Below are 20,687 nucleotides of genomic sequence, written 5' to 3' on the forward strand. Positions count from 1 at the left end.
CGATCAGGTGAAACATCCGACATCCCACGTCAGAAAAATCCAATTTCATCGCAACAGGACGATCTAAAGAAAGTCGACCTTGCGGCCGACCCGTCATTAATTGATCTCACGCCACTTTTCACGGTTCAGCGTGGGAAGTCTCCTGATCTGCATCGGAAAAACGCGCTACCTGCGCGCCCAGCCAATCACCGAAAGCGACGAGCCTGGCATCGGTGAATGACGCTGTCGTTACAGCCAAATGTATCCCGCGATCCAGAGTGATCTGAACCCCGGACAGACAAACGAGCGACCCTGCTTCCAATTCTCTTCGGATCAGCGGCATGTCGGCAAGAACCACGGCGTTACCGGCAAGTGCATAGTCAAGCGCAAGTGCCCGTTGTTTGTGCCGCGACCAATCCCGATCATCCTGCTCCGCAACTCCGGCCGCCTTGAACCACTGGTGCCAGTATCTCTCCTGATCGTTGACCGCTGCAAGGGGCATCCTGGCAATGGTTTCAGGATGTACCGGCAGCCAATCATCCTGAACCAAGGTTGGCGAAGCGACCGGTGCAACCCTGTCGAGATGGATCAGTCTCATGCATGGATTTGCGGGATCGTGGAGCCCATAACGAACCGCCCCATCCAAACCGGCGGCTTCAAAGTCGGCGATTTTGTAACTGTAGTCGAATTCCACTTCGAGACCGGGATAGCGATCCCTAAACTCGTCCAGAAAAGGAAGAATCATCCGGTTAGCATAAAACGGCGTCACAGACAGCCGAATTGCCCCCCGCATTTCCTGTGAACGGAACCAGTTCGAGGCCGCTTCGATACCGCCGAGCGCTTGCCCCAACTCTTCCGCATAGTTGGCCGCGGCCTCTGTCAGAACCACCCTTCGGTTCAGCCGTTTGAAAAGACGGCAGCCAAAATACTCTTCCAAGGCTTTGATCTGATGGCTGATAGCCGCTTGTGTCACAGCCAGCTCTTCCGCCGCCAATTTAAAGCTCTGGTGGCGTGCCGTCGCTTCGAATGCGCGCAACTGTTTCAGATTTGGCAAACGTCTTGGCATGGGTTTCGGGTTAGAAAAACTAATCGATCCTATGAAATCTTCTCGTTTGTCGTCAACAAAATCCCCGTGCCACCGTATTTCAAACGACTGTCGCGCGGCCGTTTGTGCCGCAACACAGCGGCGATGAAAGGAGAAAACACATGACCTTTTCAATAAAGCCAACCGGTCCCAACGGTGACGAAATCGAATTCTGGAACGGACCACAGGGCCAGAACTGGGTCACGCAAAACGATCTGACAGACCTGATGTATGACCCTTTCGGCGCACAGGCTCTCGCGCGCGCCGAACTAAGCCCCGGCGAACATGTCATCGACATTGGATGCGGCTGCGGCAAAACCACCGGTGCTCTGGCGGAACGCGTCATTCCCGGTGGACGTGTTGCCGCCCTGGACGTCTCCGTTCCGATGTTGGAAATCGCCAAACGCAGAACCAGTCCCGACCTGGACTTCGTTGAATTCGTCAGCGCTGATGCTGCCGATTACAACTTCGATCAAGGCTCCTACGACGTGTTGTTCTCCCAGTTCGGCCTGATGTTTTTCCATAATATGGAGGCGGCATTCTCGAATTTCTTCGGCGCGCTCAAACCGAACGGCCGCACGGCCTTCGTGTGCTGGCGACGACCGGACCTGAACCCATGGTTGATGATCCCTTTCCACGCCGTACGGCGCTTTGTCCCAGACATGCCCGTCCCAAGCCCCGACGTCCCGTCCAGCCCGTTTTCTCTGGCGCGTCAAGATCGGTTACACGATTTGCTTGTTGGTGCAGGCTTTGAGGACGTGCAGCTTGAGGAGTTCAGGGCGCCGACGCGCATGGGCAGGGGTGATCTGGATGAATGCCTACGCTTCGTCGCTGATTTTTCCAATCCGGTAGCCACCGCGTTGCGCTTGTCCGAGGCATCAGAAGCACCGAAGATCCTTGATGCGGTTCGCGACGCGGTAGCACCATATCACAATGGAAATACGCTCGAACTGCCAGCAGCAAGCTGGATCGTTAGCGCGCGACGCCGGTAATGCGGGCACGAGTGGGTCGGGCTCATATGGGATTTGGTGTTCGAACCACCAACGAAAAAACGTGCAAGACAGGTTACCCCTTGCATCGAATCATAATATTCCATATTTGGAATATTAATTCGCGGCTCCCTCGGGGAACCGCCTCATGTAAAGGACTTACAATATGACCGTCTCCCAAGCCGTCATGGCATTCGCAGGTTTCATGGTGCTTCTCTCGGTGGTGCTCACCGTCTGGGTTCACCCGCTGTTCATCTGGCTCACCGTCTTCGTCGGCGCCAACCTGTTCCAATCAGCCTTCACCGGCCTGTGCCCCGCCGCCGCGATCATGCGCAGACTGGGCTTCAAACCGGCCTAACTGCCCGGCATCAGCTAAGAATTGCCCGTCCGGGCCTGCCCGTGCTATCGTTCATGCAAATAACGAGGCAGAGCAGGCCCGAACATGACCGCACTCAGCGCATATGACCGGCTCGAGGCCACCGGCCTCTGGCGCGCGACCCCGGACGAGCAACGCCGCGACGTGATCGTTTCAATCGGCGAGGCGACACTGACCATCACCGACAGCAATGACCGGGCGCTGGCGCATTGGTCGATCCCGGCCATCGCCCGCGCCAATCCCGGCCACACCCCGGCCGTGTTCCACCCCGATGGCGACCCAGGCGAGATTCTCGAACTACCGGACAACGAATCCGAGATGATCGAGGCCATCGAAAAGCTGCGCCTGGCGGTTGAACGCGCCCGCCCCCATCCCGGACGCCTGCGTATGGTCTCGTTGGTACTGACGTTCGCCGCGGTCGTGGCGCTCAGTATCTTCTGGCTGCCCGGCGCCCTGCTCAACCACACGGTTTCAGTCGTTCCGGAAGTCAAGCGCCAGGAAATTGGCGCAGCGCTCCTGGAAAACATCCGCCGCGTGGCGGGTCGTGCCTGCGAGATCGACAACGCCCAGGCGCCCCTCACCCGGCTTTCCACCCGCCTCCCTTCCCCCTCCGGCCCGTCGCAATTGATCGTGCTGCGTGGCGGGGTGAGCGAAGCCGTACATCTGCCCGGCAACATCATCCTTCTGGGCCGTGCCTTGTTCGAGGATTTCGAGGAACCCGACGTCGCCGCTGGCTTTATCATCGCCGAACACCTGCGCGCCTCGCTTCAAGACCCGCTGCGACGGCTTCTGGACCGGGCCGGTTTTGCCGCCACGGTACGGCTTCTAACTACGGGTGCGCTGACCGACGACACGTTGCAGGCCTATACCGAACACCTTCTGACCGCGACACCGCATCCGCTTACCGACGAAACCCTGCTCGCAGGATTCAAGGCATGGTCGGTGCGGGCAGCGCCATATGCCTATGCGATGGACATCACCGGTGAAACCACGCTGGGCCTGATCGAGGCCGACCCATTTGCCAGTTCTCCGCCCGACCCGCTGATCAGCGATGCGGACTGGCTGCGTCTGCAGAATATCTGCGGCGGCTGAAACCTGCGGCGCGCCAGAACTCGCCACGCCCGAACTGTCTACCCCGGCAGTTATCATTGTTTTTTTGATTGCAGCACCGCCATTAGCCACCCGGGACGCCGGGTTATCCCTTTCGCAATGTCCTCCACGCGGCGGCCTATCAGGGCCGACAAACCTCCCGGCTGATGTGTCGTTCCCTGACGTCGTAGGTCGCCCAAAGGGCTTGCCAATATGTCGCGCCTGCCGCACTCTCGCGCTCATGACTCGCGCCCTCGCGCGCCACAACCCGTAGCTTCGGAAAGTGACCCAGATGAAATTCCATTCCCCGCAAAGCGTTGACGAGGCCATTGGCCTTCTTGCCGCCGACCCGGACGCCAAGATCCTGGCCGGTGGCACCGACCTGCTGGTCCGCCTGCGCAGCCGTGACGTCGCCCCCTCGGCGGTGATCGACATCAAGCGTATCGACGCGCTAACCACCATTTCGCAACCGGATGGCCGCTGGCGCATCGGCGCCGCCGTACCCTCGGCCGAAATGAATGAACACGCCGGGCTGAAAGCGGCATGGCCCGGCGTTGTCGAGGCCGCCGACCTGATCGGTTCGACCCAGGTGCAGGGACGCGCCACAGTGACTGGCAACCTGTGCAATGCAGGCCCCGCCGCGGACAGCGTGCCCGCCATGGTTGCGGCTGGAGCTATGGCCGAAGTCGCCGGCCCGGACGGAACCCGGCTTGTGCCGGTCGAGGATATTCCCACCGCCCCCGGCAAAACCTCGCTGAAACAGGGCGAAATGGTCACCGCCATCACCCTGCCCGGCAAACCCGCCAATTCAGGCGACGCCTACTTGCGGTTTATCCCGCGCACCGAGATGGACATCGCCGTTGTCGGAGTAGGTATCGCGTTGACCATGGACGGCGACACGATCAAGGACGCCAAGGTTGCCCTTGGCGCGGTTGGCCCCAAGGTCATCGTCGCGGACGCTGCCGCCAAGGCCCTGATCGGCACCACCGGAGACGAGGCCGCGCTTGACGCGCTGGCCGAAGCCGCCTCGGCTGCTGCCACCCCCATTGACGACAAGCGTGGCACCGCTGAATTTCGCCGCGACGTGACCGGCGTGATGGCCAAACGCACAGCAAAAATCGCCATCGCCCGCGCCAAAGGAGAAGCCTGATGTCCCGTATCCACGTTTCCACCACGATCAACGGCGACGAGACCGAGTTCCTTTGCGAAGCGCAGGAAACCCTTCTCGACGTGCTGCGCGACGACCTTGATCTGACCGGCAGTAAAGAAGGCTGCGCCTCAGGCGACTGCGGCGCGTGTTCCGTTACCGTCGATGGCCGCCTTGTCTGTTCCTGCCTCATGCTCGCGGCCGAGGCCGAGGGTCGCGCCATCGAAACCATCGAAGGCATGGCCGACGGCGATGACCTGCACCCGCTGCAACAGAAGTTCCTTGAAATGGGCGCGCTTCAATGCGGTATCTGCACACCCGGCGTGCTGGTTGCGGCCAAGAACCTGCTCGAGCGCAATCCCGACCCGACCGAGGAGCAGGTCCGCTATTGGCTGGCCGGCAACCTTTGCCGCTGCACGGGATATGACAAGATCATCCGCGCGGTCATGGAAACCGCCAAAGACATGAGAGGGGCAGCCTGATGGCCAAAGACGAATATCAAGCCCGCGAATTCAAGGTAATCGGCACACGGCCCATCCGGCCCGATGGTATCGACAAGGTCACCGGCAAGGCCCAGTACGGCGCCGACATGTCGGCCCCCGGCATGCTGTGGGGCGCGATCAAACGCAGCCCCCATGCCCATGCCCGTATCGTGTCCATCGACACCTCCGCCGCATCGGCCATGAAGGGCGTCAAGGCGGTGATCACCCGTGCCGATTTTACCCACCAGCCCGAAGACAAGGCCAATGCCGATGTGCTCGACAACTGCATGGCGGGGGAGCGTGCGCTTTATGACGGTCACGCCGTCGCCGCTGTGGCTGCGACGTCGAAATCCATCGCCGCGGCCGCTCTGGACGCGATCAAGGTGGACTACGAGGTGCTGCCCCACGTCACAGACGTCGACGACGCCGTCAAACCCGGCGCGCCGATCATCCACGAAGGCCGTCAGCGTGAAAACGTACCCGAAGGACATAATGGCAACGTGATCTCGCGCACCGCATTCGGCCATGGCGACCCCGAAGAAGGCTTCAAAAAGGCCGACCTGATCATCGAACGCAACTTCACCACCGCCGCCACCCACCAGGGCTATATCGAGCCCAACGCCTGCCTGGCATCGCTGGGGGCCGATGGTCAGGGCGAAATTTGGGTCTGTACCCAGGGTCATTACATGGTCCGCAACGTCAGCGCCGCCGTGCTGGGGCTGGACGCGGGCAAGATTCGCGCCACCGCATCCGAAATCGGCGGCGGTTTTGGCGGCAAGACCCATGTCTGGCAGGAACCCGTCGCGTTGAAGCTCTCGCAAGAGGCCGGCAAGCCGGTGAAACTGGTGCTGAACCGCGACGAGGTCTTCCGCGCCACCGGCCCGACCGCGTCGTCGTCAGCGGATATCAAGATCGGCATGACCAAGGACGGCAAGATCACCGCCGCCACCTGCACCTATCGCCTGCAATCGGGTGCCTACCCGGCCGACAACGCGATGCTGGCGGCGATGTGCGGCTTTGCCCCCTATGATCTTGAGCATGTGCGCACCGAAGGTCTGGAGGTTGTCACCAACCGACCAAAAGCCGCCGCCTACCGCGCGCCGGGGGCCCCGATGGGTGCCTTCCCGGTGGAATCGGTCATCGACGAGCTGTGCCAGAAACTGGACCTCGATCCACTGGACACACGGCTGCAGAACGCCTCGCGCGAAGGCACCCGTGCCGTTTATGGCCCGACCTACCCGGCCATCGGTCTGGAAGCGACGCTCGAGGCCGCCAAGGCCCACCCGCACTGGACCGCACCTTTGGGTGACAACCAGGGCCGGGGCGTCGCCTGTGGCTTCTGGTTCAACTTCGGCGGCGATACCTCGGTGTCGCTGATGGTCAACCTCGATGGCACCGTATCGCTGGCCGAGGGTAACCCCGATATCGGCGGGTCGCGCGCGGCCATGACGATGATGGCCGCCGAAGAGCTTGGCATTCCGCTCGACCAGGTCCGCACTTTCATCGCCGACACGGCCAGCCTGGGTCAGAATGAAAACACCCATGGCTCCCGCGTGACCTACGCCGTGGGCCTGGCCACGATCAAGGCCGCGCGTCATGCCATCGAAGTGATGAAGCAACGTGCCGCGATGAAGTGGGGCATCGACGCGGATGCCATCGAATGGAAAGACGGCGCCGCTCACCCTGCCGGTGACAATGCGGGCAAGTTCCCGCCGATGAGTATCAAGGAAATCGCTGCGATCTCCTCGAATACCGGCGGGCCGATTGCGGGCCACCACGAGGCCAACCCCGAAGGCGCCGGCGTCAGCTTTGCCACCCACATGGTCGACACCGAAACCGACCCGGAAACCGGCGCGGTCAAGGTGCTGCGCTACACCGTGTTCCAGGATGCGGGCAAGGCGATCCACCCGGATTACGTTGAAGGCCAGTTCCAGGGCGGTGCCGCCCAAGGCATCGGCTGGGCCCTGAACGAGGAATACGTATACGGCGAAGATGGGCGCCTGCAGAACCCCGGTTTCCTCGACTATCGCATTCCCGTCGCCTCGGACCTGCCGATGATCGAACCGGTGATCCTCGAGATTCCCAACCCGGGCCATCCCTACGGTGTGCGCGGTGTCGGTGAAACCTCGATCGTGCCGCCGCTCGCCGCCATTGCCAACGCGGTCTCGCGCAGCTCGGACGTGCGTCTGACCGCATTGCCGATGTCGCCGCCCAAGGTGCTGGCGGCAATGAAAGCCAAGTAATGGTTGCCGTCCGCCTCTGGGGCTCTCTGGGCGAAGCGGCGGGCGCGACCGAGGTCGAGGTTCAGGCTTCGAACCTGCGCGAGCTTCTGCTCGGCCTTGAAGAAAACTACCCCGTGCTCAGGTCAGAGCTCGAGCGCGGGATTTCCGTTTCCATAGACGGCAAGATCTACAATGACAGCTGGGCGACGCCGATCGCGCCCGACAGCGAGGTAGTGTTGCTGACACGGTTGGTTGGCGGCTGATAGGCTGGCCAATCCCAGGATTTGGCCTCGCGCAAACCTCGCGAACTAGCCATGCGGGCTCTGTTTGGCAAACGATCATTCCAAGCCCAACTTCGAGCCCTGCTTCACCAAAAACAGATACCCTACTTCCAGGCAAAGGACGGCTGCTCGAAATGCGCCACCCTTGTCGCCTCTCCCCGCAAACCCACCTCACGAAACTGGTAAAGCATCGCTGCCGTGGGCGCATAGATGTGGTGCCCAAGGGTTGGCAGGAAGGCCGACATCACCGGGCTCTCCCCAGCCTGCAAGGCGTGCAGAGTCGGTATCGCCGTGTCATCCAGCTCCGTGAATGGAATAAAGAAGACCGCCTCCACCTCGCGCGGATCGGGGGCCAGCCGGTCGACATCACCGCACCACAACACAAAAGGTTCGATCCGAAACCCCGACCGCGTTTCAAAATCATCGAGCCGCCCCAGGATATCCCCCTTGCCCAGTTGCAGCCCGATCTCTTCCTCGACCTCGCGCAACGCCGCCTGCGTCGCAGTTTCGCCTGCGTCCACGCGCCCGCCGGGCAAGGCATATTGCCCCGCATGCCGGTTCATCGTCGTGGGCCGCCGGGTCAGCACCACGCTTGGCCGCCCCGTCTCCGGGTCCTGTGCCAACACGATCGCCACCGCCGCCTCGCGCAGGCCCGCCGCCTCCAACTGAACCGCTTCAAACCGCTCCAGCCGGGCATGGACATCAGACCTAAGATGCCGATCAAACCTGTCAAACGCCATGGCGGCCTTTCGTATCAAATCTCCCACGATGCTACGCCCCTTCCGCCCCGCGTTGAAGCCGTAAAAGAAAACGGGCGGCCTAACCGGACCGCCCGCATCCATTTCCTAAAGAAGATCGCTTAAATCGACGCCGCCAGCTTGCCGACAATCGCATCGCCCATCTCGCTGGTCGACACCGGCTGCACGCCTTCCTCACCCAACAGGTCCGCCGTACGCAGCCCATCGCCCAGAACCGCGTTGACCGCCTCTTCCAGCCGCGTTGCTTCATCGCCTGCGTCAAACGAATAGCGCAGCGCCATGGCAAAGCTCAGGATACAGGCAATCGGGTTGGCCTTGCCCTGCCCGGCAATATCCGGGGCCGAACCGTGCACCGGTTCATAGAGCGCCTTGGGGCGACCATTGGCCATCGGTGCACCGAGGCTGGCCGAGGGCAGCATCCCAAGCGACCCGGTCAACATCGCCGCCAGATCCGACAGCAGGTCGCCGAACAGGTTGTCGGTCACGATCACGTCGAACTGTTTGGGCCAGCGGGTCAGCTGCATCGCACCGGCATCGGCGTACATGTGCGACAGCTCGACCTCGGGGTAATCTTCACCCACCTTGGTCACAACTTCGCGCCACAGCACGCCGGATTCCATCACGTTGGCCTTTTCCATCGAGCACAATTTCTTGTCACGCTTCATCGCCAGCTCAAAGGCAGACCGCGCCACCCGGTCGATCTCGCTCTCGGTGTAACGCTGGGTATTGATCCCCACGCGCTCGTTGCCTTCCTCAAAGATGCCGCGCGGCTCGCCGAAATAAACGCCCGAGGTCAACTCACGCACGATCATGATATCGAGACCGGCAACCACGTCCTTTTTCAACGACGAAAAATCAGCCAGCGCGTCGAAACACTGTGCTGGACGCAGGTTGGCAAAAAGGTCCATCTCCTTACGCAGCCGCAACAACCCGCGCTCGGGCTTCAGGCTGAAATCCAGATCGTCATATTGCGGCCCGCCCACAGCGCCCAGCAACACGGCATCGGCTTCCTGCGCCTTCTCCATGGTCTCATCGGCCAGCGGGATACCATGCTTGTCATAGGCACAGCCACCGACAAGATCTTCGCTTACGTCAAATTGCATACCGCGATTGGCACCAAACCAGTCGATGATCTTGCGCACTTCGGCCATGACTTCCGGGCCGATCCCGTCACCGGGCAGAATAAGAAGCGATGGGTTGCTCATTTGGCTGTATCCTTCTGGGAATCCGTTGGCCTTCGCCTAGCTGGAAGGGGCGGTGGGGTCAAGGAAGGTCAAAGGGTAAGCAAGTTTCTACTGCCCCCGAACAGCTGCAATGCGGGACCAAGTGAGCTGTCGCCATGCAAGAACCAACAGCGGCTGTTGGAATCCGGCGTTAGGTCGCGACTGGGCTTCCGTCCGGATGAAACAGTCGCATCCCCATACGCTGCGCATCAATCTCGTTACCGGTCTCATGCACCTCTGAAAGAAACCACCGATACTCCGGTGTCGTTTCCAGCCCTTTGCGGCACACCAGCCAGAACTTCGACAAGGGCTCGATCGCCGTATCGAAAGGAGCGACCAATTCACCCTTTGCCAATTGTTTGGAAGCGAGGAACGACCCTGCGATTGCCACATGCCCTGTCGCGATCGCTGTCTCAACGGCACTCGCCGTATCTGCGCAAGTCACCGCAAAATCCGTTGGCGGTTCGAGACCGTTCAAACGGTGCCACGAAGACCAAGTCGAATTCTCCCTCCCTGAATCCAATACGAAGTCGACACCGATAAGACCTTGCTTTCCAATATCCGAGGGGCGCTCGACATACCGGGCGATATCGGGGCGCATCAGCGGTGTAAACCATGTCCGCAGCAAAGGCTCCCAATGCAGGTCGCCTTCTGGCTCCAACGCCCAACGTATCGCCATATCGACTTCGCCTTTTGACACATCTCGCACTTGCTTGCTGAGGTCCCAAGATATGCGCACGTCAGACCGTTGTTCTTTGGCGTTTGAAATCGCTGGCAACACCCAGCTATGGACCGCTTTCGCGGGGCCACTGACTTTTAGGACCGTCGTTTCAACGGGTTCGTGTGCGGCATCCCATGCGCTTTGAATGGATTTGAACGCTGGGCCCAGATCCGTGAGCAAATCGCGGCCTCTTTCGGTGAGCTCAACAGCGCGGTGTTTGCGCAGGAAAAGCGCACCACCAAGCTCTTGCTCCAACTGCTTGATTTGAAAACCGACAGCAGCCGGTGTCACGAACAGCTCATGCGCCGCCTTGGCGAAGCTCAGATGGCGGGCGGCTGCCTCGAATGTTCTCAAGGACGTGAGAGATGGGAGACGTTTAGACATTTGACACAAGAATATCTTGCCCAAAATCAAAAGCAATCTCGTTTGTCAGGGACCCGTGAAACTTGCACCGTTGCTTCACCAGCTAACGCAACACCAACCACAGGAGATTATCATGATCCGCAACCTTATCGCCTCTTCCGCCCTCATCTTGGCCGTCGCTCTTCCTGCGCAGGCGGAACAATTCGCCGTAAAACTGGACGCCGCTTATGAAGGTGCCAACGCGAAACTAATGGAATCGCTTAAGATTTCGGCGATTGAGAGTTTCTCGCAAAACGGAGCGCATTTCGTCGTTCTCGACGCCCCTAACGATGCCTATGTCGAAGCATTCATCCTCGCCATTGGACGCGATGCCATAGAACTCAACGCCATTGATGCCGATTGGTCAAACCCAGTGATGGTCGACCTTTCGATCTCGCAGCGTCTTGGGTTCTTGCGCTCCATCGAATGTGACTTCTGCACGAGCTGAGTCGCTAACTTGAAGATTGGGCCGGTCGACATTTCGACCGGCCATCCGAGGCTTTCGGTCGGGTTCTGACGGATCGGAAGCGCCTCCAAGGGCGGCTCCGCGGAGTAGTGGATTTCGGAAATCCAGTCATGATTCGTGTGATGTCAACGGCTCTGGATAAGGAGAACCGACATGCGGCATTCGTTGTTGGTGATAGGTTGCCTATCAGTTGCTGCGGTGAATGCTCCAGCCACTTGGGCGCGAGCTGATTCATCGATCAAACATACTGCGTCTTTGACCGAGTTTATTATAAAGGTCGATGCTCTCGATCAGGTCGTTGATGACATTGTTCAGGCCGGTGCGCTTGCCCTACTGAGCGAAGAATATCCGACATGGACATTTGACGCTGACGCGGGTTTTGGAGAAACGAGCTTAAAAATCTCCAATGACATAGGGGCTATTGCTGGCCGTGCTGACTATGGAATGCCCAAGATTCGCGGCGCAATTGCCAGGAACCAAGCCGTATCTGATGAACAACGTGCACGGGCTTTGGAGGCATTTGGCTACACTAAAGAACTGTTGAAGATCGCTTACGATCTAGACAATTTAGTCACCGAAAAGGCTTTTGACGAGGCGGCAACGCTATATCGCAACGAAATCTTGCATAGGGCTGACGATCTCAACGAAAGAATTCGATTGTTGACGGATGAAATCAGCCTGGCGGTGAAGTTATCAGCATTTTAGAGTTTCCTCCGGCTAGTTGTCCGGTCTCGGCTCAATGCAGCCATTGCCAGTTCCCGAATACGCGCGGAGGGCCTGTAAGCCGGATTTTGTCCAAGGGGTTGCCCCCTCTGGATGACCATTCCTCTGGGCCTGCGATTACCCGCAGGCTCTAGCTGCCAACCCGGATCACCGGGCCAAGGCAGGCCCATATGCGATCCCTATTTGGCATTGCTCCCGGTGGGGCTTGCCGTGCCCCCGTTGTTACCAACAGGGCGGTGGGCTCTTACCCCACCGTTTCACCATGACCCCCGCGGACGAGGGCTGACTGTTCTCTGTGGCGCTTTCCCTGGGGTTGCCCCCGCCGGGCGTTACCCGGCACCGTTGCCTTGTGGAGTCCGGACTTTCCTCGTAGGGCGAACCCCACGCGGCCATCCGGCCCTCCGCGCAACAGCCCAGATAGTCGTGAATCATCACTCGGTCAACTTGGGGTGGGGTTTAACCCACCAATGCCCCAACCGGCCAACGCGCCGCCAACCCGGCGATCGCCGCGCTGTCGGCCTCACAAAGCGCCCCCTCATCCCAGGGCCGGAACCGCAACCGAAACGCCTGCAATACCTCGTCCAGCGCAACATCCCCCACCGGATAGCCGAACGCCGCCGCGTCTTGTTCAAAATCTCCGGGATCTCCGGCCTCGGGCCAAACGCTCAACCCCGCACCCGCCAACCGACGCCAATCAAACCGTTTTCCCGGATCAAACTTCCGTCCCGGTGCCATGTCGGAATGCGCAATCACCCGTTCCGGCGGAATACTCCACCGCGTCATGATATCCGGCATCAACGCCTCCAGTGCGGACATCTGCGGCTCAGAAAAGGGATGGTCCCCACGATTGGCCAGTTCAATCCCGATCGAACGTGAATTGACGTCCACCACATCGCCCCAGCGCCCCGCGCCCGCATGCCAGGCGCGCATTTCCTCATCCACCATCTGCCAGATTCGGCCCTTCTCGCTAATCAGGTAATGCGCCGAAACCTCGACCTCCGGATCGCACAACCGCTCCAGCGCCGCCTCGGCGCTCTCCATCGCGGTATAATGCAGCACGATCATGTCCGGCCGCGCATCGTCGCGACGCGGCCCGAATGAGGGCGACGGATGGTCTATGATCGCAGAGTGGGGTTTCACCCCAACTTACCCGGACTGTCTGGCCGCCCGGAACGGTGCCGGATTCCAGGAGCAGGCATACCCATCCCCGTCCGGATCAAGCCCAAGTCGGTCCTTCTGCGGCCCGCCCTTGGCCAGGAACTCGGACTGCGCCAAATCGGGCGAAGGGTACTTGGCGCAGTTCTTTTGATACCGCGCCTGCATGTTGATCCCGACGCGGCGATAGATGCTTTGCCCGACCGGATGCGAGGTTTTCAGCGCATATTCCACGATACTCGGCCCGCTCGATCCGCTCCGTTTGGGAACGGCGGTCACTTCGACCTGCTGATACTGCGCCTTCAGCGCCGCGCGCCGCTGTGCATCATCCTCGATCGAACGTTGCGCCCCCACCGCGTTGAAATCGTTCTCCTTCGAAATCCCCGCCGGGTTCAGAACCGCCGCCGGGGCCGGGTTGGAGGGACTTGCATCCACTGGCTTCTGACCGGAATTGACCCTTGTCGCATCCAGCACCGCCTGGGTATCCGCCGCCACATCGGCGGCCGCACCCTGCGGTTTCATCGCCGATTGCGGTGCACCAACATTCGTCGAGGCCTCGCCGGAAATCGCCCCGGCCGGAGGAACGGCCTGACCCTGCAGCTGTGCGTCGCGCGCGGCGCGTTGCTGCTGATAGCTGTCATAGTCGCCAAACCCCACGCCCGAGCCGCTGTCGGGCACGGTGGGTTCACACGCCGCAAGGGCGACCAAGGTCGCCGGAAAAAGGAAATACCGCATCACTGAACGTCCTGCCTTATGGGTCTTTTGCTTCCGCTTACCACCATTTACCGGGTTTTTCCACAAATCCCGCCGCACGTTCCAGTGAATAGGCACAATTCAGCAGGTCGCCCTCGTCCCACGGGCGCCCGATCAGTTGCAACCCCAGCGGCAGCCCCTGTTTGTCCAGCCCCGCCGGCACACTGATCCCCGGAAGACCGGCCAGGTTCACCGTGACGGTAAAGACGTCGTTGAGATACATCGCCACCGGGTCGGCCTCGCTCATCTCGCCCAACCCGAAGGCAGCGCTCGGCGTGGCCGGGGTCAGGATCGCGTCGATCCCGTCGGCAAAGACGTTTTCAAAGTCGCGCTTGATCAGCGTCCGGACCCGGCGCGCCCGGTTGTAATAGGCGTCATAGAATCCGGCGCTGAGCACATAGGTCCCCACCATCACCCGGCGTTGAACCTCGTGGCCGAAGCCTTCGGCCCGGGTCTTCTCATACATCTCGGTGATGCCGTCACCCGCGGCCAGCGTGGCGCGGTGGCCGTAACGCACACCGTCGTAACGGGCGAGGTTCGACGACGCTTCTGCCGGCGCGATCACGTAATAGGCAGGCAGCGCGTATTTCGTATGCGGAAGTGAGATATCGACAATTTCAGCCCCTGCATCCCGCATCATCTCGGTGCCCTGCTGCCACAGCGTCTCGATCTCGTCGGGCATGCCGTCCATGCGGTACTCTTTCGGAATACCGATCTTTTTGCCCTTGATGTCACCGGTCAGCGCCGCCTCGAAATCCGGCACGGCCAGTTCGGCACTGGTGCTGTCCTTCGGGTCATGGCCGCACATTGTCTGCAGCATGATTGCCGCGTCGCGCACCGATTTGGTCATCGGTCCCGCCTGGTCAAGCGAGGACGCAAAGGCCACGATGCCCCAACGCGAACAGCGCCCATAGGTTGGTTTGATCCCGGTAATGCCGGTGAACGCCGCAGGCTGGCGGATCGATCCGCCGGTGTCCGTCCCGGTTGCCGCAAGGCACAGGTCCGCCGCAACGGCGGATGCTGACCCGCCCGACGACCCGCCCGGTGTCAAAGCCGCATCGTCATTGCCGCGCCGCCACGGGTTGACGGCGTTGCCATAGACGCTGGTTTCATTCGACGACCCCATGGCAAACTCGTCCATGTTCAGCTTGCCCAGCATGACCGATCCCGCATCAAACAGGTTGTGGCTGACAGTCGACTCATATTCCGGTTTGAACCCCTCCAGGATCGCCGATCCGGCCTGGCTCGGCACCCCTTTGGTGCAGAACAGATCCTTGATGCCCAGCGGAATGCCACACATCGACGGCGCATCGCCCTTTGCAATCCTCGCATCCGCCGCCTTGGCCTGCTCGCGGGCAATCTCGGGCGTGTTGTGCACGAACGCATTCAGAGTCCCTGCCCCTTCGATGGCGCTCAGGCACGCCTCGGTCAGCTCGGCACTGGTGATCTCCTTGGCGCGCAGATTGTCGCGCGCCTCGGCAATGGTCAATGTATTCAGATCAGACATTATTCCACCACCTTCGGAACAGCAAAGAAGCCTTCGCGCGCATCGGGCGCATTCTTCAGAATCTTGTCCTGCATGCCGCCATCGGTTACCTCGTCAACCCGGCGTTTCAGACGCATCGGCGTGACCGATACCATCGGCTCAACCCCATCGACATCCACCTCGTTCAGCTGCTCGATGAACCCCAGAACGGCGTTGAACTCCCCGGCCAGCGCATCAAGCTGGTCGTCTTCCACCTTGATCCGGGCAAGCTTGGCCACTTTCGCGGCGGTATCCTTGTCGATCGACATGCGCGACTCCTGAAAATCTTGTCGATCAGGCTCATACCCGGCCAAAGGCCCACCTTCAAGACAATGCGCCCGCTAATGCGCACATGCATCTTCCTCTTGCCAAAAATATCCCTGCCGGAGGCACCCGCGCGTGCGGCTCGCACCGCCGTTTCGGGAGAACCCAGCCGCCCGAAGGCGCGGGGAGGGTGGGTGGGCGCGTCTTCGGGCGGCTGGCGCAACATCCGCTATACACCTGCCGCCTCCGTGCTAAGCTACCCCCGGCACATACCACCAGAAACGGAGGCTCTCATGCAAATCATCTGGCTCGGTCACGGATCCTGGCGCATCGAAGCCGCCGGTCAAACGATCCTCGTCGATCCCTGGCTCACTGGCAACCCGATGCTGGGCGAAGACCAGCATGGACCCGCCACCCTGGGCGCATCCCACATCCTTCTTACCCATTGCCATTTCGACCATGTCGCCGACCTGGTGCCGCTCTGCCGGACGCTCGGTGCCACCGCGGTCGGCCAATACGACGTCATGAGCCATTATGCCGAGGCCGATGACCTCGAAACCATCGGTTTCAACAAGGGCGGCACGGTCGACCTGAACGGCATCAAGGTCTCGATGGTGCCCGCGTCGCACAGCTCGACCTTCTCCACCCCCGAGGGCCCCAAATCCGGCGGCACAGAGGTTGGTTTCATGATCTCAGCCGAGGATCACGTGATCTATGCCTCGGGCGACACTGACATCATGGCCGACATGGAATGGATGGGGGATTACTACAAACCCGATATCGGCATCCTATCGGCGGGCGGCCATTTCACCATGGACATGACGGGCGCGGCCTATGCCGCAAAACGTTATTTCGACTTCAAAACCGTGATCCCCGGCCACTACAAGACCTTCCCGATCCTCGAACAGGATGCCTCGGACCTGATCGCGGGCCTGCCCGGCGTTGATGTAATCGAACCTGAGGTCCTGCAACCGATCTCGATCTAGGGCGGCGTGCCCATGTTCCAATCCGGTGACACTGTACGCTCTGCCCCGCGTCAGCCCCAGCTTGACGCGGGCAGGCATCATCGCGCCCGGCTTGGCTTCATCCTGATGTCCACCGACCTGGCCGCGGAAAGCGATTTCTTCGCTATGGCACCCGAAGGCGTGGCGGTGCATATCACCCGGCTCAAGACCGATGACTACACCACAACCGAGACGCTTTCGCGCCATATCGACCACATGGCCGATGCGGCGTCTCGCCTGCAACCCGACACCAGGCCCGACGTGATCAGCTACAGCTGCACCTCGGGTTCGATCGTCATCGGCGAAGAGCGTATCTACCGGGAAATCCGCAAAGGCGCGCCCTGGGCCACGCCGATGTGCCTTGTCACCGGCGTCGTCGATGCCCTGCACGAACTCAATGCACAAAAAATCGTGGTCGTCACGCCCTATCTTGACGAAATCAACACCGCCGAGGCCGAATTCCTTCTGGCCAAGGGGTTCGACCTGCTCGACATTCAGGGGCTCAACCTGACAACGGGTATCGAATTCGGCCGGGTCACACCCGATTACTGGATCGAGTTCGCCCGCGAAATCGATCGGCCCGACGCTGACGCGATCTTCCTGTCCTGCGGCGGCATCCGCTCGCTCGAAGTGGCGGCCGAAATCGAGCGCCTGACGGGCAAGCCGGTGATCACCTCGAACCAGGCCCAGTTCTGGAGCTGCCTGCGCCGCGCCGGCGTTGATGACAGGATCAAAGGGTTCGGAGAGATTTTCCAGCGCCCCGGCACCGCACTGCAACCAACACTCTGAGCCGGTTTTGCCCCTGACCGATACCCGCGCTTTTCTGCCAATCGCCCCGACAATCGAAATTCATGCGACCAATCCGCAAAGTTGATGCGTATAATCACTTGCGGGTCGCCCTTCTGACTCGTTGCAACCATGCGGCTTCGACATGCAACAGCTGGAAACCTTCATCGCGCTCAACCGGTTCGGTCTCGGCCCCGCCCCGGGCGAGGCCGCCATCGCCGCGCCGGACCCACGTGGCTGGATCGCCGATCAGATAACGCCTGCACCGCGGCTTCCCGCAACGCTCCGCGGGTTCCGCAGTTCCGCCGCCATCTTTGCCGAGGTTTATGCCGCCCGCCGGATCGGCCCGTCTGATGAGACCACGGCCATGGCCAAGGACCGGCGTAAAACCCTGGCACGCGAAATCATGGCGCGCGCGCAGGCAATGATCGACACGCCCACCCCCTTCGCCGAACGCATGGTGCTGTTCTGGTCGAACCATTTCACTGTCTCCGGCACCAAGGGCATCATCCGAAACTCGATCCCCGGCTATGAACGCGAGGTCGTCCGGCCGCACATCTTTGGCCGTTTTGCCGACATGCTACGGGCCGCATCCCGCCATCCGGTGATGCTCACCTATCTCGACAATCACGTGTCACTGGGGGAGAATTCACGCGTCGGAAAACGGCGGTTAAACCGCACCGGCGGCACCAAGACCCTGAACGAGAACCTCGCGCGCGAAATCCTCGAACTGCACACGCTCGGGGTCAATGGCGGCTATGATCAGGCCGACGTGATTGAGCTTTCCAAGGCTCTGACCGGCTGGAGCCATGACGGTGTGGGCTCCAAGAAAGCCAGCTACACGATCCAGGGGCGTTTCAAGTTCCGCCCGGCCTTTCACGAACCGGGCCCGAAAACGGTTCTGGGAAAAACCTATGGCGAAGCGGGCGCAGACGAGGGCGCGCGCATTCTCGACGACCTCGCCCGCCACCCATCGACCGCGCGATTTATCGCGACCAAACTGGTGCGCCATTTCGTGGCCGATACCCCGCCGGCGGAAGCGGTCGACAGCATCGCCCGCGTGTTCCTGGACACCGACGGTGACCTGGCCCAGGTCAGCCGCGCCCTGATCGCGCTCCCTCAGGTCTGGGCCAACCCGCTGCCCAAGGTAAAAACCCATTACGAACTGGTGATCTCGACCCACCGGTTGACCGGAAACCGCGACGCCAAGCCGCGCGACCTGCTGCAGCCGCTGCGCGAGTTTGGCCAGATCCCCTTTGCCGCCCCGTCCCCGGCGGGCTGGGGTGACAGCGCCGCCGATTGGCTCGCCCCCGAGGCGCTGATGCGCCGGATCGAATGGATCAGGCGCTATGCAAGCACCCTGCCCACGACGCTCGATCCGACCCTCGTGCTGGAGGATGCACTTGGACCGGTGGCCAGTTCGGAAACCCGCACCTGGGTCGCACGCGCGCCTTCGGGCGACGAGGCCATCGCCATGATCCTGGCCAGCCCCGAATTCCAACGGAGATAAGCCATGCTGTCACGTCGCCGCTTTCTGCAAACCACCACCGGCGGGCTGGTCACCTCCCTGGCCGCCAGCGGGGCCAGCTTTGCCTCTGCCCCGACCGATAATCGGTTGATCTTCGTCTTCCTGCGCGGCGGGCTCGACGGGTTGCACACATTGGCACCCTTTGCTGATCCTGATTACCACCGTCTGCGCCCGGTGATCGGACTCGAAGCCAGCCAAGCCGGAACCGATGGCCCCGGCGCCGTCAGCCTCGATGGCTATTTCGGCCTCAACAAGGCGCTGGCACCGCTTCTGCCGCTTTACCAGGCGGGCGAGTTGTCGTTCCTGCCGGCCACCGCCACCCGCTATCGCAGCCGGTCACATTTCGACGGGCAGAATATGCTCGAAAACGGCTCGGGGCAGCCCTATGGCGCCGATGACGGTTGGCTCAACCGCGCCATCCTGGGCCTGAACGCGGGCGACCACCGCCTTGGCCTCGCCCTTGGACCAGCCGTGCCGCTAATCCTGCAAGGTCAAGCCGAGGTGCAGACCTGGGACGACTCGGCCCTGCCCGAGGTCGATGACGATTTTCTCGTGCGGCTGATGCAGATGTATCGCTCTGACCCGCTGTTTCTCGACACGCTGCATGACGCCACCGGTGCATTGAAACCCGATGTGAACATGACCGATTTCGGCAACCTGCCCCGGCTGGGCCGCAACTTCTCACTCTCGGCCCGGGTCGCGGCGGATCTTCTGGCGCACGCCCAGGGGCCGCGTATCGCGGTGATGGAGCTTGGCGGTTGGGACACCCATTTCGGCCAGGACAACCGCCTGCGCCGGTTGCTGGGTTTCGTGTCCGAAGGGCTGCTGGAATTGAAACGCGGCCTCGCGGAAAACTGGAACAGGACCACCGTGGTCGTCGTCTCGGAATTTGGCCGTACCGCCGCCGAAAACGCCTCGCGCGGAACCGATCACGGCACTGGCGGGATCGCCATGCTGGCCGGTGGCGCCGTTGCAGGCGGCCGGATTGCCGGTGACTGGCCCGGCCTGACGACAAAGGCGCTCTACAAGGAACGCGACCTGCGCCCGGTCAATTCACTGGAAAGCCTGTTTAAGACGCTGCTGGTCGGTCATCTCGGACTCGACCAGGGCTTTGTCGAGGACCGCGTTTTTCCGGGAAGCGTCGCACTGCAACCAATGGACGGTCTGTTAAGGAAAATCTGATACTGCACATCCGATCGCGCAAAAGGGCGGGATCACCCGCCCTTTTTCAATCTCGGTTTTCCTGTTTGGCGCTTATGCGGTTGCATCCTGCGGGATACGCAGGACCTGTCCGGGATAAATCTTGTCGGGGTGGCTCAGCATCGGCTTGTTGGCCTCGAAAATCTCGGGGTAACGGCTTGCGCTGCCCAGGGTTTTCTTGGCGATGGCCGACAAGGTGTCGCCTTTTTCCACGGTATGGAAATTGGCGGGCTCATCGCTTTCGTCTTCAACTTCGGCCACGCCGTCGACATTACCAACAGCCAGGATGACTTTCTCACGCATTTCCGGCGAAACCGCTTTGCCGGTTACTTTTACCTTGTCACCTTCCATCTCCAGGTCGATGCCTTCGTGGTCCAGACCCAGCTCTTCGACTTCCTTTTTCAGGTCTTCAACTGTCGGCTTGTCTCCGCCTGCAGTCCGCTTGCCCTTGCGTTTGAAAAAGTTGAAAAGTCCCATGTCATGCTCCATTTCTTGTGTGCGCCAGACGTACCGTCTTGAGCACTTGAAAC

At 61.1% G+C, this 20,687-nt stretch carries 22 protein-coding genes and 1 other RNA gene; 13 read left to right on the forward strand and 10 right to left on the reverse strand.

Annotated features, from left to right (window positions below; genetic code table 11):
- Positions 1-118: 118 nt before the first annotated feature.
- Positions 119-1,045: a LysR family transcriptional regulator gene (locus tag RXV86_RS08475; protein WP_316299069.1), complete on the reverse strand. Its 927-nt coding sequence runs from the start codon at positions 1,043-1,045 to the stop codon at positions 119-121.
- Positions 1,046-1,185: 140 nt separating this feature from the next.
- On the opposite strand from RXV86_RS08475, the gene RXV86_RS08480 reads away from it, so the two are divergent.
- The 7 genes from RXV86_RS08480 to RXV86_RS08510 all read left to right on the forward strand — a co-directional run bounded on the left by RXV86_RS08480 (position 1,186) and on the right by RXV86_RS08510 (position 7,631).
- Positions 1,186-2,055, forward strand: coding sequence for a methyltransferase domain-containing protein (locus tag RXV86_RS08480; protein ID WP_316299070.1), 870 nt, complete (start codon positions 1,186-1,188; stop codon positions 2,053-2,055).
- 163 nt (positions 2,056-2,218) lie between these two features.
- Positions 2,219-2,410 carry a DUF2892 domain-containing protein gene (locus RXV86_RS08485; RefSeq protein WP_316299071.1) on the forward strand — a complete coding sequence of 64 codons (192 nt, stop codon included), beginning with the start codon at positions 2,219-2,221 and terminating at the stop codon, positions 2,408-2,410.
- A gap of 84 nt (positions 2,411-2,494) precedes the next feature.
- A complete protein-coding gene (locus tag RXV86_RS08490) occupies positions 2,495-3,520 on the forward strand; it encodes a hypothetical protein (protein WP_316299072.1) in 1,026 nt (341 codons plus the stop codon).
- A gap of 289 nt (positions 3,521-3,809) precedes the next feature.
- Complete coding sequence (locus RXV86_RS08495) at positions 3,810-4,667, forward strand: xanthine dehydrogenase family protein subunit M (RefSeq protein WP_316299073.1); 858 nt, start codon at positions 3,810-3,812, stop codon at positions 4,665-4,667.
- Positions 4,667-5,146 (forward strand): 2Fe-2S iron-sulfur cluster-binding protein, encoded by a 480-nt coding sequence (locus RXV86_RS08500; protein WP_316299074.1) that lies wholly within the window; start codon positions 4,667-4,669, stop codon positions 5,144-5,146. Before RXV86_RS08495 ends, RXV86_RS08500 begins: the two co-directional genes overlap by 1 nt.
- Complete coding sequence (locus RXV86_RS08505; RefSeq protein ID WP_316299075.1) at positions 5,146-7,389, forward strand: xanthine dehydrogenase family protein molybdopterin-binding subunit; 2,244 nt, start codon at positions 5,146-5,148, stop codon at positions 7,387-7,389. Before RXV86_RS08500 ends, RXV86_RS08505 begins: the two co-directional genes overlap by 1 nt.
- Complete coding sequence (locus tag RXV86_RS08510; RefSeq protein WP_316299076.1) at positions 7,389-7,631, forward strand: MoaD/ThiS family protein; 243 nt, start codon at positions 7,389-7,391, stop codon at positions 7,629-7,631. Before RXV86_RS08505 ends, RXV86_RS08510 begins: the two co-directional genes overlap by 1 nt.
- Positions 7,632-7,753: 122 nt before the next feature.
- Here the strand turns inward: RXV86_RS08510 and RXV86_RS08515 are convergent, their stop codons facing one another.
- The 3 genes from RXV86_RS08515 to RXV86_RS08525 form a co-directional block, all read right to left on the reverse strand.
- The gene (locus RXV86_RS08515; RefSeq protein WP_316299077.1) at positions 7,754-8,416 is read right to left on the reverse strand and encodes a CoA pyrophosphatase; all 663 of its coding nucleotides are present in this window, start codon (positions 8,414-8,416) and stop codon (positions 7,754-7,756) included.
- 92 nt (positions 8,417-8,508) lie between these two features.
- Entirely contained in the window at positions 8,509-9,612 is a 1,104-nt protein-coding gene (gene leuB / locus RXV86_RS08520; RefSeq protein ID WP_316299078.1) for a 3-isopropylmalate dehydrogenase, read from the reverse strand.
- A gap of 169 nt (positions 9,613-9,781) precedes the next feature.
- On the reverse strand, positions 9,782-10,735 hold the full coding sequence (locus RXV86_RS08525) for a LysR substrate-binding domain-containing protein (protein ID WP_316299079.1): 954 nt from the start codon (positions 10,733-10,735) through the stop codon (positions 9,782-9,784).
- A gap of 112 nt (positions 10,736-10,847) precedes the next feature.
- Here RXV86_RS08525 and RXV86_RS08530 point away from each other — a divergent pair, with 112 nt between their 5' ends.
- On the forward strand, positions 10,848-11,201 hold the full coding sequence (locus RXV86_RS08530; protein WP_316299080.1) for a hypothetical protein: 354 nt from the start codon (positions 10,848-10,850) through the stop codon (positions 11,199-11,201).
- Positions 11,202-11,372: 171 nt separating this feature from the next.
- Complete coding sequence (locus RXV86_RS08535) at positions 11,373-11,924, forward strand: hypothetical protein (protein ID WP_316299081.1); 552 nt, start codon at positions 11,373-11,375, stop codon at positions 11,922-11,924.
- 59 nt (positions 11,925-11,983) lie between these two features.
- Here the strand turns inward: RXV86_RS08535 and rnpB are convergent.
- The 5 genes from rnpB to gatC form a co-directional block, all read right to left on the reverse strand.
- Positions 11,984-12,347: RNase P RNA component class A (gene rnpB / locus RXV86_RS08540), an RNA gene on the reverse strand.
- 51 nt (positions 12,348-12,398) lie between these two features.
- A complete protein-coding gene (locus tag RXV86_RS08545; protein ID WP_316300207.1) occupies positions 12,399-13,007 on the reverse strand; it encodes an N-acetylmuramoyl-L-alanine amidase in 609 nt (202 codons plus the stop codon).
- Positions 13,008-13,088: 81 nt separating this feature from the next.
- A complete protein-coding gene (locus RXV86_RS08550) occupies positions 13,089-13,832 on the reverse strand; it encodes a hypothetical protein (RefSeq protein WP_316299082.1) in 744 nt (247 codons plus the stop codon).
- 37 nt (positions 13,833-13,869) lie between these two features.
- A complete protein-coding gene (gatA, locus tag RXV86_RS08555) occupies positions 13,870-15,357 on the reverse strand; it encodes an Asp-tRNA(Asn)/Glu-tRNA(Gln) amidotransferase subunit GatA (protein WP_316299083.1) in 1,488 nt (495 codons plus the stop codon).
- Positions 15,357-15,644 (reverse strand): Asp-tRNA(Asn)/Glu-tRNA(Gln) amidotransferase subunit GatC, encoded by a 288-nt coding sequence (gene gatC, locus RXV86_RS08560; RefSeq protein ID WP_316299084.1) that lies wholly within the window; start codon positions 15,642-15,644, stop codon positions 15,357-15,359. Before gatC ends, gatA begins: the two co-directional genes overlap by 1 nt.
- A gap of 288 nt (positions 15,645-15,932) precedes the next feature.
- Between gatC and RXV86_RS08565 the strand changes: the two genes are divergently transcribed.
- The 4 genes from RXV86_RS08565 (at position 15,933) to RXV86_RS08580 (ending at position 20,139) form a co-directional block, all read left to right on the forward strand.
- A complete protein-coding gene (locus tag RXV86_RS08565) occupies positions 15,933-16,625 on the forward strand; it encodes a metal-dependent hydrolase (RefSeq protein WP_316299085.1) in 693 nt (230 codons plus the stop codon).
- A 12-nt stretch (positions 16,626-16,637) separates the two neighbouring features.
- Positions 16,638-17,432 (forward strand): arylmalonate decarboxylase, encoded by a 795-nt coding sequence (locus RXV86_RS08570; RefSeq protein WP_316299086.1) that lies wholly within the window; start codon positions 16,638-16,640, stop codon positions 17,430-17,432.
- Between the two features lie 142 nt (positions 17,433-17,574).
- Positions 17,575-18,939 (forward strand): DUF1800 domain-containing protein, encoded by a 1,365-nt coding sequence (locus RXV86_RS08575; protein ID WP_316299087.1) that lies wholly within the window; start codon positions 17,575-17,577, stop codon positions 18,937-18,939.
- A 3-nt stretch (positions 18,940-18,942) separates the two neighbouring features.
- On the forward strand, positions 18,943-20,139 hold the full coding sequence (locus RXV86_RS08580) for a DUF1501 domain-containing protein (protein WP_316299088.1): 1,197 nt from the start codon (positions 18,943-18,945) through the stop codon (positions 20,137-20,139).
- A gap of 72 nt (positions 20,140-20,211) precedes the next feature.
- Here RXV86_RS08580 and lysM read toward each other — a convergent pair whose 3' ends face one another.
- The gene (gene lysM / locus RXV86_RS08585) at positions 20,212-20,634 is read right to left on the reverse strand and encodes a peptidoglycan-binding protein LysM (protein ID WP_316299089.1); all 423 of its coding nucleotides are present in this window, start codon (positions 20,632-20,634) and stop codon (positions 20,212-20,214) included.
- Positions 20,635-20,687 lie beyond the last annotated feature (53 nt).

This window comes from Aliisedimentitalea sp. MJ-SS2 (assembly GCF_032586155.1).
Taxonomy (GTDB): domain Bacteria; phylum Pseudomonadota; class Alphaproteobacteria; order Rhodobacterales; family Rhodobacteraceae; genus JAWHTC01.

What these genes read in the sequence shown, in the direction of transcription:
- RXV86_RS08485 (WP_316299071.1), top strand. Translation starts at nt 2,219, where the DNA reads ATGACCGTCTCCCAAGCCGTCATGGCATTCGCAGGTTTCATGGTGCTT.
- RXV86_RS08570 (WP_316299086.1), top strand. Translation starts at nt 16,638, where the DNA reads ATGTTCCAATCCGGTGACACTGTACGCTCTGCCCCGCGTCAGCCCCAG.
- gatA (WP_316299083.1), bottom strand. Translation starts at nt 15,357, where the DNA reads ATGTCTGATCTGAATACATTGACCATTGCCGAGGCGCGCGACAATCTG.
- RXV86_RS08535 (WP_316299081.1), top strand. Translation starts at nt 11,373, where the DNA reads ATGCGGCATTCGTTGTTGGTGATAGGTTGCCTATCAGTTGCTGCGGTG.
- leuB (WP_316299078.1), bottom strand. Translation starts at nt 9,612, where the DNA reads ATGAGCAACCCATCGCTTCTTATTCTGCCCGGTGACGGGATCGGCCCG.
- RXV86_RS08505 (WP_316299075.1), top strand. Translation starts at nt 5,146, where the DNA reads ATGGCCAAAGACGAATATCAAGCCCGCGAATTCAAGGTAATCGGCACA.
- RXV86_RS08565 (WP_316299085.1), top strand. Translation starts at nt 15,933, where the DNA reads ATGCAAATCATCTGGCTCGGTCACGGATCCTGGCGCATCGAAGCCGCC.
- RXV86_RS08525 (WP_316299079.1), bottom strand. Translation starts at nt 10,735, where the DNA reads ATGTCTAAACGTCTCCCATCTCTCACGTCCTTGAGAACATTCGAGGCA.
- RXV86_RS08475 (WP_316299069.1), bottom strand. Translation starts at nt 1,045, where the DNA reads ATGCCAAGACGTTTGCCAAATCTGAAACAGTTGCGCGCATTCGAAGCG.
- RXV86_RS08550 (WP_316299082.1), bottom strand. Translation starts at nt 13,832, where the DNA reads ATGCGGTATTTCCTTTTTCCGGCGACCTTGGTCGCCCTTGCGGCGTGT.
- RXV86_RS08480 (WP_316299070.1), top strand. Translation starts at nt 1,186, where the DNA reads ATGACCTTTTCAATAAAGCCAACCGGTCCCAACGGTGACGAAATCGAA.
- lysM (WP_316299089.1), bottom strand. Translation starts at nt 20,634, where the DNA reads ATGGGACTTTTCAACTTTTTCAAACGCAAGGGCAAGCGGACTGCAGGC.
- RXV86_RS08495 (WP_316299073.1), top strand. Translation starts at nt 3,810, where the DNA reads ATGAAATTCCATTCCCCGCAAAGCGTTGACGAGGCCATTGGCCTTCTT.
- RXV86_RS08490 (WP_316299072.1), top strand. Translation starts at nt 2,495, where the DNA reads ATGACCGCACTCAGCGCATATGACCGGCTCGAGGCCACCGGCCTCTGG.
- gatC (WP_316299084.1), bottom strand. Translation starts at nt 15,644, where the DNA reads ATGTCGATCGACAAGGATACCGCCGCGAAAGTGGCCAAGCTTGCCCGG.
- RXV86_RS08500 (WP_316299074.1), top strand. Translation starts at nt 4,667, where the DNA reads ATGTCCCGTATCCACGTTTCCACCACGATCAACGGCGACGAGACCGAG.
- RXV86_RS08575 (WP_316299087.1), top strand. Translation starts at nt 17,575, where the DNA reads ATGCAACAGCTGGAAACCTTCATCGCGCTCAACCGGTTCGGTCTCGGC.
- RXV86_RS08530 (WP_316299080.1), top strand. Translation starts at nt 10,848, where the DNA reads ATGATCCGCAACCTTATCGCCTCTTCCGCCCTCATCTTGGCCGTCGCT.
- RXV86_RS08545 (WP_316300207.1), bottom strand. Translation starts at nt 13,007, where the DNA reads ATGATCGTGCTGCATTATACCGCGATGGAGAGCGCCGAGGCGGCGCTG.
- RXV86_RS08580 (WP_316299088.1), top strand. Translation starts at nt 18,943, where the DNA reads ATGCTGTCACGTCGCCGCTTTCTGCAAACCACCACCGGCGGGCTGGTC.
- RXV86_RS08510 (WP_316299076.1), top strand. Translation starts at nt 7,389, where the DNA reads ATGGTTGCCGTCCGCCTCTGGGGCTCTCTGGGCGAAGCGGCGGGCGCG.